Annotated in this window: 9 protein-coding genes and 1 pseudogene; all 10 read right to left on the reverse strand. The window is 63.3% G+C overall.

The window, feature by feature from the left end; genetic code table 11:
• Positions 1-21: 21 nt before the first annotated feature.
• The 10 genes and pseudogenes from LL972_RS11230 to LL972_RS11275 all read right to left on the reverse strand — a co-directional run bounded on the left by LL972_RS11230 (position 22) and on the right by LL972_RS11275 (position 14,900).
• Positions 22-432: a hypothetical protein gene (locus tag LL972_RS11230; RefSeq protein WP_228327675.1), complete on the reverse strand. Its 411-nt coding sequence runs from the start codon at positions 430-432 to the stop codon at positions 22-24.
• An 83-nt stretch (positions 433-515) separates the two neighbouring features.
• The gene (locus LL972_RS11235; RefSeq protein ID WP_228327676.1) at positions 516-1,064 is read right to left on the reverse strand and encodes a hypothetical protein; all 549 of its coding nucleotides are present in this window, start codon (positions 1,062-1,064) and stop codon (positions 516-518) included.
• A gap of 552 nt (positions 1,065-1,616) precedes the next feature.
• A complete protein-coding gene (locus LL972_RS11240) occupies positions 1,617-1,817 on the reverse strand; it encodes a KTSC domain-containing protein (RefSeq protein ID WP_228327677.1) in 201 nt (66 codons plus the stop codon).
• Between the two features lie 53 nt (positions 1,818-1,870).
• Positions 1,871-2,254: a hypothetical protein gene (locus LL972_RS11245; RefSeq protein WP_228327678.1), complete on the reverse strand. Its 384-nt coding sequence runs from the start codon at positions 2,252-2,254 to the stop codon at positions 1,871-1,873.
• A gap of 60 nt (positions 2,255-2,314) precedes the next feature.
• Positions 2,315-2,524, reverse strand: a complete 210-nt coding sequence (locus tag LL972_RS11250; protein WP_168959220.1) for a hypothetical protein — start codon at positions 2,522-2,524, stop codon at positions 2,315-2,317.
• A gap of 188 nt (positions 2,525-2,712) precedes the next feature.
• Positions 2,713-6,570: a LamG domain-containing protein gene (locus LL972_RS11255; protein WP_228327723.1), complete on the reverse strand. Its 3,858-nt coding sequence runs from the start codon at positions 6,568-6,570 to the stop codon at positions 2,713-2,715.
• An 88-nt stretch (positions 6,571-6,658) separates the two neighbouring features.
• Positions 6,659-7,699 (reverse strand): pectate lyase, encoded by a 1,041-nt coding sequence (pelA, locus tag LL972_RS11260; RefSeq protein WP_228327679.1) that lies wholly within the window; start codon positions 7,697-7,699, stop codon positions 6,659-6,661.
• Positions 7,699-8,676, reverse strand: coding sequence for a pectinesterase family protein (locus LL972_RS11265; protein ID WP_228327680.1), 978 nt, complete (start codon positions 8,674-8,676; stop codon positions 7,699-7,701). The genes pelA and LL972_RS11265 overlap by 1 nt, the downstream gene beginning before the upstream one ends.
• 13 nt (positions 8,677-8,689) lie before the next feature.
• Positions 8,690-11,887, reverse strand: a pseudogene (locus tag LL972_RS11270) (TonB-dependent receptor).
• 232 nt (positions 11,888-12,119) lie between these two features.
• Positions 12,120-14,900, reverse strand: coding sequence for a TonB-dependent receptor (locus tag LL972_RS11275; protein ID WP_228327681.1), 2,781 nt, complete (start codon positions 14,898-14,900; stop codon positions 12,120-12,122).
• Positions 14,901-14,987 lie beyond the last annotated feature (87 nt).

Genomic DNA, 14,987 nt, shown 5'->3' on the forward strand with positions numbered 1-14,987 from the left:
GTCAGTTGCATGCATCACTCCTCAACGTGAGTGGATAGTGTCGCGTATCTGCGATGCGTTGTTCAGAGGTTCCTTAGCGCCAAATTGTGGCCAGAATCTATTGTGTGACCGAATCTCTCGGATAAGAGTGCTTTGTTGTATCTCCTGACGGTAGTCCTCCTCTAGCGTCGAAGCAACCTCCTGTGCGTAAAGTTGCAAGGCGCTTTCAGCTGCTCCGCTTGCTCTCAATAGTACGCCGCTCGGCTGCTGCAGGTACCAGTCGTGGACTAACTGATCTGAGGGCAGTGCGCCATTTTGAATTTCGTAATGTCGCATCCACTCGATGCGCTGCTCTTCGATCGTTGCAAATGCTACCAGGCCCAGTAGCCAGCTCTTGTCGGACTGTTCAACCAACTGCCTATATGTGTCTTCCGGCCCGTTCAGGTTAATCATACGGTCTCCGTGTAGGCGCTAACGCTTGAGTTAAGCCGCGCCGCGACGCGGCATCGGCTTGAATGAATTGTTAGGCGAGGCCCTTACTGCCACACCTTAGTCAACGAGAAGAGCGCTGTTACACCTATGATTACAGGCGCGACGAACTCAACAGACAAGCGAGCCCAATACACTACCCCAACGATCCTCTGAACAAACATGTATCTATCAACATGGCCGGCATTGCGCCACATGTTGCCTTGGCTAGTCTCCCACCTAGCGAGCTCTTCCTTCTCGTCCTCAGTGAGGTTTCGCTCCTCCATGAAGGCGCGGCGGGCTGCGTCATAGCCACTAGATTCCTCTGCCCAGGATTTTGAAGCATAAGAAATTCTCCAAGCTGTGAAATCTGAGGCAGCGGTTACTACAAAAGAAACAAGCATGAATACGACGATACCGCTAAGCAGAAGAACCATCGAGTTGCGATCTAACTTAGAGAACTCCACTCCCAGTGCCGCGATCTTGGCTGGAATGAGTCCGGTCATTCCAACTGCAAGAGCCAGCGTGCTAGCGGTTAGCAAGGTTTTACGGACGGATCGGGTGTGCGCCGTGAGAGGATCCGTTACCCTAACAACGTCCGCCTCAAAGATGCTCAAATCTTTACTCCGGGCCTAAGACCTGAATTAAACCGACCTGCGAAGCGGCTTCTGTTTCTGAATTGTTAGACATCGGCCGCACGCTTCCACTCGACGAGTGAAGTTTATGGCTTCAGACTACTGATGGCCGACATTTCCAGACACTCCGCACATTTCAGAATCCCTGTCTTCAACTGTGGAATGGTACTGAATTCAAATTTCTTCTTCGGGAGCGAATCAAAGCCCAAGGTAAATGTCTGCGGCGCGGCGTTGCTACGCTGAATCGCCGCAGACAGGATTGAGGTGGAGTCATCCGTATAGCGCACGATGAGCTTGGCAGTACTTCCCTCCAACTCCAACCTGGCTTCAGCCACAGGCGCACTCGGATTCTGAAGAATATGGATTTTCCCTTTCCTCGGCACAGCTTGCCAGTGACGCTGCCACCAAGAGAGATAATATTATATTATTGATTTTCACAGGGTTAATTTCCTAAGCCCCAATTCCTGAATTAAGCCGACTTCCGAAGCCAGCTCGGCGTCAATGAATCGCTAGGACACGCCCCAAAGCCAAGCGTTAGCACTGATAGCGGTCACGGATATGATCGTTGTAGTAACGGCCTTTTGAGTCCGCATCGCGACGCCCCTGAAACACGTGCAAGAGCACACCGCAGAAATCGTATGTGTGACCCTGCACGAATTTAATTTTCATACGCATGCTAGTCGGGTCGTAGCCAATAGCGCTGATGGCTGCCGAGGTTACGCGAATCATATCCATCGATTCTCCTAGCACTCCAATTAGGTGAGGCTACGTCGTTGCTGCAATTTGAATCAATTTTCAGTACTAAGCTTCGTCATCTTGCGACGACGAGCCAGCAGCATGCGGAGTATCAGGAGTGCAGGGAATGCAAGGACAGCGACTCGCAGCTGAAGCGTCGGCGTGACACCCTCTTTCGGCCAGAAGGAAAGCCAGATCGCGAGTGCGGCAAGGCAGCACAGCGTCAGCATCAGCAATCGCTTGGCAGCGTGTACGGAAAACGGCACTGCCAGCGCAGGAGCGGCCATCACGACAAAACCGATGCCGCTGATCAATGCGCCCGTCTGTCCCTCACGTACCTGGCCTACTGCAACCAGCGCCACCAGCAAAGCGCCTGTGGCCGCGAGCATGATGCCGGCAAGGCCGGCGAGCAGCTTCAGGAGTTTTTGATAATGCATTCTTCGCGTCCTAGTTCTTGCATTACGCAGCACTTCCGAGTGGCGTTGGCCTGAGGCCTGCTAGGACTTGTGACGCCGATAGTGGTTGTTAGTACTGGTGCTGCGGTAGCTGCCACCTTTGTGCGAGGCGCCGTGGCCTGCGCTGTAGTGACCGCCGTGACTGGTGGTGTGGTGCGTGCCGGCGGCCCTGACGCGCGCTTGCGCTGTCGGGGTAAACACACCGAGTGCGGCCACAGTCAGTGCCACTATGCTCCATGCCTTGCTCAACATTGTTTCTTCCCCCTGAAGAAATGTGTGGCTTTGCGGCTGCATTACATGCTGCCTGTTTTGATCCTCGCCGAGTTTTTGGGTTGCGTCAATGCGCTTGCGCGATTGATTGCTGGCTTTATCGGGTTTGCCCTCATCCGCCCTTCGGGCACCTTCTCCCGCGTGCGGGAGAAGGGGGTTAGTGTGTTGGATTATTGGCTGTTTTTTGCGGTTGCCGGCTTGGCTGAGGTGGATAGAGCGAGTTTATTGTTGAGGTCGGTAATCTCTGGGCCGTTGCTTTCGGTCACCACACGCAATTGCGCGGTTTTTAGATTTGACGCGTTGGTTAGCGGCAAGCGCACCTGCGTGGTGATTGGCTGCAGATTGCGTGGTGCGGCAAGTGCCGGAAACGCGCTCCGCGCCAGCTCCTTGCCACGCGCATCCTCCAACACCACAAACCCAGCTGGCGCATCCGCATGGCCGAGGCTGTGCACGGTCACCTCGATGGCATCGGCAGTCACGCGCACATCGCCATGGCCGATGCCCAGGTCCGGGCGTAGTTCGACCGGGGTGGTGGCTGCGATGCGTTCGAGCTGCAGGACGGTGGTGCGGCCTGCGGGGAAGTCGATGTCGATGGATGCGCTTTTTTCGAAAGCGATCTCTTGCGTCTTGCCTGCGCTGTCGAGCTTGCCGTCATTGCCTTTGCTCACGCCCTGGGTGATGCGCCATTGGCCTGGGGCGACGTTCCAGCCGGTCATGCTGGCGCGCTGCGCCTTGTTGGAGGTGTTGTAGGCGATGACGGTGAAGCGGTCTTGTTGGGGTGCGGGGATGGCGATGGCCACTTGCGTTGCAGCCTCTGGATCGTTGAAGCGCCAGCTCACGGTGTGGCCGGGGTAGGTCTGGTTGCGCTTGAGCGCCACGCCGCCAAGGCGTGCGCGTTGCAGGTTGACCGTGGGGGATTCCACGCGGTCGCTCCACCAGTGGCCTTGGGTGTTCATGTAGAAGTTCTGCAGTTTCTCTCTTGCCTCGCTGCGGTAAATGGCGGCGAGATACTCGAGGTTGCCGGTCTGCTCCCAGGCCACATGGTGCGGGAAGTCCGGGGCGCTGCCGTCGTCTTTATTTGCCGCATCGATGAGCTTGCCGCTCCAGTCGCCGCGCTTGCCCATGACATCGAGGAAGTTTTCGTTGAGCAAGGAGAGACCGTTGGGGCCGCTGTTGGCGACGCGGTAGTCGATTGGCTTGAGATAGCGCTGCTCGCCGGTGAAGCGGTAGGCGGCCCAGAAGGTGTGCAAGGTGTCGGCGCCGCCGCTGCCTTCGAACAGTTCGCCGCCGCGGGTTTTGCCGGTTTGCCAGTTGATCTCGTTGGGCAGGGCCCAGTTGCCCTTGGCGTTGGTGTAGGCGTGGGCGAGGTAGCCATCCGCTAGCCCGGTGACGATGCGGCGGCTGTTGGGGTCGGCGTTATAGCCGCCCAGCAGGATGGCCGGGTGCACGATGGGGAAGGAGTACGGTTTTTGCCATTGCCAGTTGGGCTCGCGGTAGACCTTGCGGCCGCCGAACCAGTTGCTGGCGAACAGCAGGTGGCCTTGCGGGTTGACCTGGATGATGTTGTCGAAGGCCTTGACGGTTTGCATCAGGCGCTCGACGGTGCGCGGGTCGCCCCAGTTGAGGTACAGCAGGGCGCTGTTGAGGTTGATGCCCTCCTCATACGCATGCAGCTCGTCGGTTTCGATGGTGGACAGGCCGTTGGTGAACATGCCGTTGCGGTAGTTGGCATCGGACAGCGCCAGCATGGAGGCGTTGAGCATGTCCGGGTCCACGCCCATCAGGGCGACGCCGGGCCATTGCTGCACCAGGTCCGAGTCGTCGGAGATGCCGCCGCCGAAATCGCCATAGGCCACCTGGCGCTGCTCGATCCACCAGCGGATGTAGCGGCGGGTGGCGCTGAGGTCTTGCAGCTGCCAGAACGCCCAGGCGGGCACGCCCTTGGGCACGGTGGGCATCTCGACAGGCAACGCGCCCTGGTTGGCGTAGCTGATGTCGTTCCAGTATTCGCGGCCGAGGGCGTGGTCCGGGTCCACGCGCAACAGGTCGGTGATGTCTGCGTCCAGCCGCTTGTAGAGCAGCTGGCGCTTGGAGGTGGTGTGCTCTTCCACCAGAAAGCCCCAGTTGTCCTTGACCTGGTTGAAGCGGTCGGCAACGTGTTCCTTGATGGCCTCGGCGCGCGGCTTGAACACCAGTTGCAGCTGGGTGCCGTCGAGCGCGTTGGCATCGAAGCCGGGCGCGGCGGCGGCGATGCTGAGCATCAGGCTGTCGTTGCTGAGGATTCTGTCGCGCAGGTCCAGCCACAGCGTGCGCGGCTGGCCGGGGGCGACCGCGACCGAGACATCGATCATGTCGCGTGCCGGCCAGATGGGGTCCTTGATGCGGATGTTGAGCGGGATGCTGCCGTTGTGCGTGGCCGGCAGGGTGAGCGCCGGCAGGGTGATGGCGATGCCGTCCAGGCCGTCGTGCATGTTCTCCCAGCCGTGGGACCAGCTGCGCATCAGTGCCTGGTCCGGCGGCGGGTTGCCCAGGCTGGACGGCACCAGGATGTGCACGATGGGTTGCTGCGCGCTTGCGGCGGCCTTGTCGCTGGGGCGCTTGCGCGCCGGTGCCTTGGTGGGCAGGGCGATCACGGTCTGGCGCTCGCCCGGCGGGTAGCGGCCGGCGATGACATCGCGCAAGGGGGCAAGGTTGTCGTAGTCGGGCTGGATGTCGCTGCGCACGGTGTAGCTGAGTTGCGCGCTGCCTTTGGGTACCTCGCCGGGCTGCACGTTGTAGGCCCAGATTTCCTGGATGGGGGTTTCCTGCGCGGTGTTGGCAAAGCGCAGGGTGCCGCCGCGGCGCTCGGGGAACTGGTCCACGCTGCGCACCACGCCTTGTGCGCGTGCGAACAGTGGTTGCGCCTGCGCGCTGCTTGCACCGGCGGCAGCTGGGGCGGTGTAGCTGGCCTGGCCATAGGCGGCGCCGCGCAGCTCGATGCGGTTGACCGGCTCGTCCGGCAAGGTGAGGTCCAGCGCCTTGCCGCCTTCGACGTAGGTGTTCCAGTCCGGCAGCTGGAAGTAGTCGTTGCGGCCGGGCAGGCGCGAGCGGTTGTACACGCCGGGCCAGGTGGTTTCGGCGATGCCGTCGGTGGCCTTCCACATCCATTGCTTGAGGTCGCGTGCGTCGGCGAACTCCACCTTGCGGATGCGGGTGACCGGTGCGGTGAGTGCGGGCGGTGCGTGGCCGTTGTCCCAGCCGTAGCGGTGCAGGAAGGCGGCGTGTTGTGACTGCGCGGTGGGTGCTTCCGCAGTGGCGGGCTCCTGCAGACGTGCAAGTGCGGCGGCGCCGCTGGCGTCGAGCATGCGGTCGTAGATGCGGAGTTCGTCGAAGTCGCTGCCGCGCAGAAAGTTGTAGCGGCTCTGCACCTGGTGCGGCGACATCACGCGGCCGGCCAGGCCGAACTGGTCCAGCGCGGCGTCGAAGTCGAGCGCGCCGCCATTGGCGCAGGGCGCACCGCAGTCCACGCGTGCAGCTTCCTTGCCATCGACATACAGGCGCACGCCGCGGGTTTCGTCCCAGGCGAAGGCGATATGGGTCCAGTCGCTGGCAGTGGGGTTCTTGTCGAGCTTGAAGGAGACGCGGGTGCGCGCGAGGTTGGCGTCGGTGACGAAGGCATCGAAGCCGTGGCCATTCCAGTCGATGCGCAGCCAGGCCATGTCCCAGCTGGTGTGGTCGGCGTAGCCGACGCGGAAAATCACGAACGGCGCTTCACTCACCGGATAGCGTGCGCGCCAAAAGAAGCTGAGCGTGCCGCGCTGGGTGTAGAGGTTGCCGGGCGCGTTCCACGACAGCACGCCGTCGTCGGCCCACTCGATGGCGTTGCCGCGTTTGCCGGTGGGCACCAGCGTGATCTTGTCGCGGAAGTTGGGCACGCGGTCGCCGCGGGCCACATCGGCCTGCAGGTCGCGGTCGGCCGAGACCCGGAACAACAGCTCCGGCGCGGTGGTGGTGGCCGCGCTTACCGGCAGCGCGATCAGGCACAGCATTCCCAACAAGAACTTCGACACGCTCACCTCGTCAATTCCAAAACGTAAAACAGCCACCGCGCGGTTGCACGCGGTGGCGGCGACGCACTTACAGACCGTTGGCGGTACGCCACTTGGGAATGTCGTCCTTCAACAGCTTGTCCGGCCAGGTGCCGTGCCAGGCATACCCGACGCGGCGCTCGTTGGGCACCTGCATGTACTCGGTCAAGGCCTTGCCGTCGCGGTTGGCATACAGCGGACGTTGATTCTGCAGGTCGTAGAAGCGCGCCCATAGTGACGCACCTGGTTGCGCGATGAGGATCACGTCCTTGCCGGTTTCCTGGGTGGGGTCATCGATCTTCTTGGTGGCCAGATCGCGCATGCGGTGGGTGTCGAACCAGCGTGCAGCGGCCTCGACCGATGTCTTGATCTGTGCGGACGGGTTGGGCTGGCGCATGAGGAAACGCACGATGCTCACCGACTCGCTGGAGGCCAGCGACGCGAGCTCATACGCGCGCGCCTTGGCCGGCTTGAGCGTGACCTCGTCGTACTGCGCGCCCCAGATGGTGAGCGTGCCACCGATCTTGACCTGGGTGGCGAGCACGCATTCCAGCCCCTTGGTCACTGCCTGGCGTGCGCGTGCGCCGTGGCTGGCACGCAGCAGCGCGCCGGTGTCGCCCTTGCCCTCGCTGATGTCCTGCAGCAGGTTGAGCACGCGCACCATGGCGTCGTCGTTGTAGGTGATCTGGTGATGGTAGGACGACAGGTCCGGGTAGAACTGCGGCCAGCCGCCGTTGGCGTATTGCGCGGTGAGCAGATAGTCCACGCCGCGCTTGGCGGCAGCCACGTACTTGGCGTTCTTGTCGGTCTTGTAGAGGGTGGAGAGGTAGCCGATCTCGTAGGTGGTGGCCTTGTTGTCGATGGTGGCGTCGTCCTTGCGCCCGGGTTGCTGCAGCTCGGCGATTTCCGCAGCGGTGAAGGTGCGGGTGTAGTCGACGGCCACGCCCTTGTACTGCTTGGACCAGCCGCCGGAGGCGGTCTGCAGCAGCATGTTGTCGGCCATCTTGTCGGCCAGTGCGGACAGCGGAGCCAGCAGCAAGGCGCCAGCGAAGGCGAGCGTGCGGAAACGGAGCAGGTGCGAACGGATCATCAGAACGGCCTCCATGTGCCGAGGATGGTGTTGCGATCCAATGCAGCGGCTTGCGCGGCACTGAGCTGACGCGACCACTTGACCCGGCGCGACGGGTTGGCGCCGGCGCCGCTGCTCTGGTATTCGCTGTAGCGGGCGGTGGCCTCGTTGGCGGTGTTGCCCCAGTTGTTCCAGCCCTCGGGCACGATGTGTGCGCCGAGCTGGCTGCCGATGAAGCTGACGCTGGCGTACGGGCGCCACGGCCGGCCCAGGAACACGCGCGACACGCCGCTGGCAGCGGTGACGCGCGCATTGCGGAACACGAAACCGTGTGCGCTCTCCTGCGGGGTGGAGGCGGCAGTGAGATAACCATCGCCCAATGAGTGCAGCTGGGCGTTTTCGAACAGCGCGGTGCCACCGCCGAAGATGAAATCGACGGTGCCTTCCACATAGCAATCCAGAAAGTAGGACAGCTTGGGATTGCGCAGATACAGCGTGTCTTGATAGCCGAGAAAGCGCACGTTGCGGAACGCGGCGCGGTCGCCATCCACGCGCACTGCCACCGCCTGCCCGACCGGGCCGGCGTGATTGCCGAAGGCGAGTTTTTCTGCAGTGAAGTCGTTGCCGGCGATGATGACGCTGGACGAGCCGGAGGTGCCGTATTCGGTGCCGGTGGCCGGATTGATGCGCGAGGCGTAGTTGTCGTAGGTGATGATGGTCTGGGTGGCGCCGGCGCCGGTGAGCCTGAGTGCCGGTGCGTTGGCCGGCACCACGATCAGTTCCTGGTAGGTGCCGGCGCCGATGTTGATCTGCGCGCGTTTGCCGCCCTGCACGGCGGCGTCGATGGCGGCCTGCACGGTGCGGTAGCCGGCACTGCCCTGCTTGGCCACGGTGTAGACCGGGTCGGCGGCGATGGCGGCGGTGCTGCACAGGCCTGCCACGGCCACCAACGCGGTGGCGGCCAACTGACGTAAGACGGTTCTGCGATGCACTTGCATGTCGCTCTCCTGGTCAGAACTTGTAGCGCGCGCCGATGTAGTACTGGCGCCCGGTGACGGTGTACTTGTCGGGCAGTTCCAGCGTGGAATCGACGTAGCGGCGGTCGGGGGTGTCGAGCAGGTTGATGGCTTCAAACGTCAGCGACAGCTGGTCGTTGAGCTTGTAGGACATGTTGAAATCGACGTTTTCCACGCTGTATTTGCCGGTCACATCAGCCGTGACCAGGCGCTTGCCATCGAGGTCGTAGACGTCTTCCTGGGCGAGGATGTTGTTGATGTAGCCATCGCGGTAGCTGGTGGACACGCGCGCACTGAAGCGGCCGTCGTCGTAATAGACGGTGGCGTTGTAGGACTGCGGCGAGAGGTTGAGCAGGTCGCGCTCGGTGGCGGTGGTGGTGATGCTGCTATTGCTGCTGCCGGCGGTACTGAACAGGTAATTGATCTTGGAATCGACCTGGGTGTAGTTGAGCTGGATGCCGAAGTTGCGCCAGAAGCCGGGCAGGAAGTCGAAGGCCTGTTGGTAGGTGAGCTCGAAGCCCTTGAGCGGGCCGCCGGGCGTGTTGAAGTAGCTCTGCACGTTGAAGATGGTGTCCGGCGTGAAGCCTGCCGGCAGCAGGTCCAGCGAGTAGCCCATCGCTTCCCAGGTGCTGAGCACGCGGGTGCGCTGCACGTAGCTGTCGATGTCCTTGTAGAACACCGCCGCCGACAGCAGCGAGCCCTCGCGGAAGTACCACTCGGCGCTGAGGTCGTAGTTGGTGGAGCGGAACGGGTCGAGCTTGGGGTTGCCCAGGTTGATCGAGAAGAAGCGCCCGTCGTCGAAATACTGCGTGGGCCCGCCGCTGACGCTGGGCGACAGGTATGCCAGCGTGGGGCGCGCCATGGTCTTGGCCGCACCGAAGCGCAGCACCACCTCGTCGCTGACATCCCACGAGAGATTCAACGAGGGCAGGATGTCGCGGTAGTTGTGGTTGACCGTGGTGGGCACCAGCAGGCGCTCGCCGGCCGCGGCGGTGGCGCTGGCCACACCGAAGAACGATTCGCAGTTGGGCGAGATGGCGCCCGCCGCAGTGGCCGTGCACGGCGCATAACCGCTGGCGGCGATCTGCGTCTGCACATAACGCACGCCCAGGTTGCCGCGCAGCGCGCGCCCCCAAAGGTCGGTGTTGAAGTCCAGCTGCAGGTAGGTGCCCAGGCTCTTTTCGTTGACGGCGAAGTTGTTGTTGGACGAGCCGAAGTGGCCGACATCGGCCAGGCGGTAGTCGCCGCCGGGCACGCCGGTGTCGCAGTCGCAATTGATGTTGAGCAGGTCGGCGACCTTCTGGAAATCCGGAATCACCCAGGTGGTGGGGAAGCTGCCGTTCAAGCTGCGGCCGAAGCCGTCCAGGTTGGTGCTCAAATCGCCCACGCCCACACCGGCCGGCAAGGCCTGCGCCAGGCGCCCATAGGAGATGTTGCGCGACTCCGACGTGTCCATGTCGTAGTTCTTGTAGGCCAGCCCGGTGCGGAAGGTGAAGGTGGGGCTGATGTTGAATTCCAGATCCACCTTGGCGGTATCGAAGGTGTTGCCCACCGACTGCGGGTTGAGCCGCACCTCGCTGATGTTGGTGCCGCGCGCGGTGCCGTTGCTGTTGACCGGCACCGCGCCATAGCCCAGCCACTGCCAGTTGTCGGGGTTACCCGCATCGAAGGGGAAGCTCATGCTGGGGTAATCGCCACCATTGCGGCGGTCGAGCACGAAGCCGTCCAGGTTGGTGTTGTCGAAGCTCACCATCGAAAACTCGGGGCGTTCGTAGTCCGAGGTCGAGTGGCCGACCAATGCATTGACGCGCACCTGGTCGTTGAAGCGGTGCTGCAGGTCCAGGCTGAATTGCTTGAACTCGGTGGTTTCTTCGATGTTGCTGGATTCGGTGCGGAAGTCGACGTTGTCGAACACGCCGTAGGTGAGGCGGTTCTGGTCGTCCATCTGCGCTTCGCGCACGGCGATCTGGGTCTTGCCGCCGAAGTTGGCGGTGCGGTGCAGATTGGCGCCGACCGAGTCTTCGCGCTGGTCCTTGTCAAGCTTGGAATACAGCATGTCGAAGTTCAGCAGGGTGTCGTCGCTGACCTTGAATTGCAGCGCGCCGGTGACGCCGAGGCGCTTGATCTCGTGGTCGGTGCGGATGTAGCGCGGGTAGCGCGGAATCTAGGCATTGGTGGCGGTTTCGTAGGCCTGGATGTTCTCCGGCGTGTTGGCCGGACGCGCGATGCCGGTGCCGCAGTTGGTGGCGCTGATGCCGTAGCTGCCCCAGCCGTTGTTGCGGTCCTGGTTGGCCTGCGAGCCGACCCCGGCAGGGGTTTCGTTGGCCAGCGGGTTGCGCGGGGTCTGCGGGTTGTAGCCCACCGGCGAACAGAAACCGTAGGTGCCGTTGTTGGTGGCGGTGCTCTGGTTGGAGTTGCGGTAGTTGCCGTGCTCCCAGCGCACCGGGTTGTAGCCTTCCTCGCGCAGGTGGCGCTCGCTGTAGGACACCGACATCAGCGCGCCGACGCGGCCATCGGCCCAGATATTGCTGATCAGGCCGGAGAAACGCGGGTCCTTTTCGCGCGACAGATCGTTGTAGCCGTATTGCGTGGACGCGGCCGCTTCGAAGCCATCGAAGTCGAACGGGCGCGAGCCGCGCAGGTCGACCGTTGCACCCAATGAGCCTTCGTCCATCTGCGCCGACTGGGTCTTGCTGATGGTGACGCGGCTGAAGAGTTCGGAGGCGAAGGTATTGAAGTCGAAACCGCGGCTGCGGTTGACGCCATCGCTGCCGCTGCCGGCGGTGGCCAGGGCTTCCAGCCCGTTGATGCGCACGCGGGTGAAGTCCGAGCCCAGGCCGCGCACGGAAATCTGCTTGCCCTCCCCGCCTTCGCGGTCGATGGAGACGCCGGCGATGCGCTGCATCGATTCGGCCAGGTTCAGATCGGGAAACTTGCCGATGTCTTCGGCATAGATGGCATCCACCTGCTCCACGCTGTAGCGCTTGGCATCGAGCGATTGCTGCAGGCTTTCGCGGTAGGTGGCCTTGACCTGCACGCGGTCCAGGTCCACCGCGTCGGTGGGCGGTGTGGCCGGTGTGGTCTGCGCGACGGCAGCGGCCGCGTGCAGTGCCAGGACAATGGCCACCGACAGACGCGCGGTGGGCAGGCGAACGGCCGCCAGTGAGGCGGAACGACGCGAACGGACATGCATGATGCGGCTCTCTCCATGGCACTGGCTGCAATGACGCGCTCAGCCTCCCCCAAGGCCACGGCGTCGCAATGGGCGACCAACACCACCGCTGCGCAATCGCGCGACGTTGTTGCTGGAGGCTTTAAACATCACGCCCACCGCGTTGCATGCGTGCACCAGTGCACCGCATCCACGACGATCAAGCGTTGGAATAAGGGCCCGCCGCGCGTGTGCGCAGCGGGCGGACAGCGGGTCAGAACTTGTAGCGCAGGCCCAGCAGGTACTGGCGGCCGGTTTCGGCGTACTGCAGCGGCAGCTGGCCGGTCCGCGGCGAGGACACCCACTCGTCGGAGGCTTCGTTGGTGAGGTTGATGCCTTCCAGGCTCAGCTCCAGCTGCTTGCTGATCTTGTAGCGCAGCGAGGCGTCGAGGATGGTGGTGCCGGTCATGCCGTGCACGCCATCGACGTTGAAGCCGGTTTCCGCACCCGGTGCCTGGGTGAGGTAGTCGTCGCGGTTGGTGGCCGACACGCGCCCGGCGAAGGACTCACCTTCGTAGAACAGCGTGGCATTCCACGACGAGCGCGACAGCCCGAGCAGGTCGTTCTTCATCACCGGCGCGCCGCTGCTGGCCAGGTACTGGATCTGCGAATCGACCCAGGTGTAGTTGAGCTGCACGCCCAGGTTGGCCCACTTGCCCGGCAGGAAGGTGAAGGGCTGGGTGTAGTTGGCTTCCACGCCCTTCAATTCGCCGCCCGGGGTATTGAGCGGGATGCTGAAGGCGAAGTCGTCGTCAACGGTGGCGCCGGTGCCGTCCAGCAGCGAGGCCGGCAGGCCGCTGCTGGAATACGGACGCACTTCGCGCGCGGTCTGGATGAAACTCTCGATGTCCTTGTAGAACAGGCCGACACCGAACATGGCGCCTTCGTTGAAATACCACTCCAGGCCGAGGTCGACGTTGGTGGCCTCGATCGGGTCCAGGTCCGGGTTGCCGCCGGCCACGGTGCGCGCACCACCGGCCACCGCCACGGTCACGCCGGGAGTGAGGCTGCCCAGGCCCGGGCGGCTCATCACCTTGGCCGCGCCCAGGCGCAACAACAGGTCAGGCACCAGCTCGGCGACCAGGTTGAACGAGGGCAGCGTGTTGTTGTACTTGCGGCCCACGGTGGTCAGCGCCGGTGCGTTGTTGATCAGCGCATAGCCGGTGGACTCCTGCTCGGTGCGCACATAGCGCACGCCGAAGTTGCCCGACAGCGGGATGGAGCCCAGGTCGGTGGAAAACTCGCCCATCAACCAGACGCCGCGATCCTTTTCCTCGACGCTGCGGCTGTTGTTGACGCGCGGTGCCACGGCGAAGGTGCCGCTGTTGCTGTAGATGCCGAACAGGTCGGCCACCGCATCCAGGTTGGGGACCACCCAGGCGGCAGGGGTGCCGTTGATGCCCTTGAGCCCGGCCTGTTCGGTCAGGTCGGCCGGCACGATGGTGCTGCCGTTGGCGAAGGTGGGCACTGCCAGTTCGTTGGCGCGGCGCAGTTCGACGGTGCTGAAGCTGTAGTTCTTGGCCAGCACGCCGCCCTTGAGGCGGAAGCCGGGGCTGATGTTCCAGTTGAAGTCGATCTGGCCGGTGTCGAAGTCGTTGTCCACCGACTGCGGACGCAGGCGGATTTCGGCCAGTTCCCAGCCGGCGGGGTTGGTCGGGTCGATGCCGTAGTTCAGCACCGGCGCGCGGCTGTTGCCGCGGTAGTCGTAGCTGTACCCGTCGACGTCGTACTTGTCCATGATGATGGTGGTCTGCACCGGGTTCTCGTGCGCCGAGCGCGAGGTACCGACCCGGGCATTGATGCTGAAGTCGTCGTTGAAGCGATGCTCCAGGTCCAGGCTGACCTGGGTGAACTTGGTGTTCCACTCGTCGTGGCGGTTTTCGGAGCGGATATCGACATTGTCGAACTCGCCATAGACCAGCGCGTTGTTGCGGATCTCGCCGTTGCGCACGATGGTGCCCGGCTTGCCGTCGCGCTCGGGCCGGCGCGGGGTGAGCCCGTCGCGGTTGCGGCTGAAGGAGATCGCTTCGATGTAGTGCTCGTCGCGCTTGGCGTCGATCTTGGAATACAGCGCATCCAGCGACAGGGTGGTGCGCTCGGTCGGCTTCCACTGCAGCGAGCCGGTGACGCCCAGGCGTTCCTGGTCGTGGATCTGCTGGGTGTAGCGCGGGAAGCGCGGGTGGTAGACATCGGCCGAACGCGCCGCGGCGAACGGTGAGGCGGGACTGAAGTTGCCGTTGCTGGGGCCGTTGGCCCAGCGGCCGGTGTTGGCACCCTCTTCCAGCACCTCGCGCTCGGTGTAGGCCACCGACAGCAGGGCGCCGAAGGTGTTGTCGGCCCAGGTGTTGGCGATCAGCGCGGCCACACGCGGGTTGGCCTTCTCGGCCATGGCGTTGTAGGCGGCCTGGCCGCTGGCGGCGAAGGTGAAGCCGTTGTAGTCGAACGGACGCGCGGTGCGCAGGTCGACGGTGGCGCCGAGCGAGCCTTCTTCCACATCGGCCGAGGCGGTCTTGCGCGCGATCAGCTGCGAGAACAGGTCCGAGGCGAACACGTTGAAGTCGAAGCCGCGGCCGCGGTTGGTGCCGCCGCTCTGGTCGCCGGCACCGACGGTGGTGAGCGCTTCCATGCCGTTGATGCGCACCCGGGTGAACTCCGGGCCCAGGCCACGCACCGAGATGGCGCGGCCTTCGCCGGCCTCACGGGTGATCACCACGCCGGGGATGCGCTGCAGCGACTCGGCCAGGTTGAGGTCGGGGAACTTGCCGATGTCCTCGGCGACAATCGCATCGACCACGCCGGCTTCGCCGCGCTTGATGTCCAGGGCCTTTTCCACCGAGGCGCGATAGCCGGTCACCGTGACGGTGTCCAGGTCGACGGCCGGTTCTGCGGGCGCTTGGGTGGTTTCTTGTGCTGCCAGGTGGCCGCTCAGCGCAAGGCCGATCGACAACGCCAGCAAGGTAACCGGTGTCTTCCGGCTGGTGGTCCGAAATTGCATGTCCTCCCCTCCCAAGGGTCCATGAACAACATGAAAGTCTGGTTGTGAGCGGCAATGACACCGCTAGTCAAAACGACGTTACCAGCT

Origin of the sequence: Xanthomonas campestris pv. asclepiadis (genome assembly GCF_020784175.1) — a bacterium.
GTDB lineage: Bacteria > Pseudomonadota > Gammaproteobacteria > Xanthomonadales > Xanthomonadaceae > Xanthomonas > Xanthomonas campestris_D.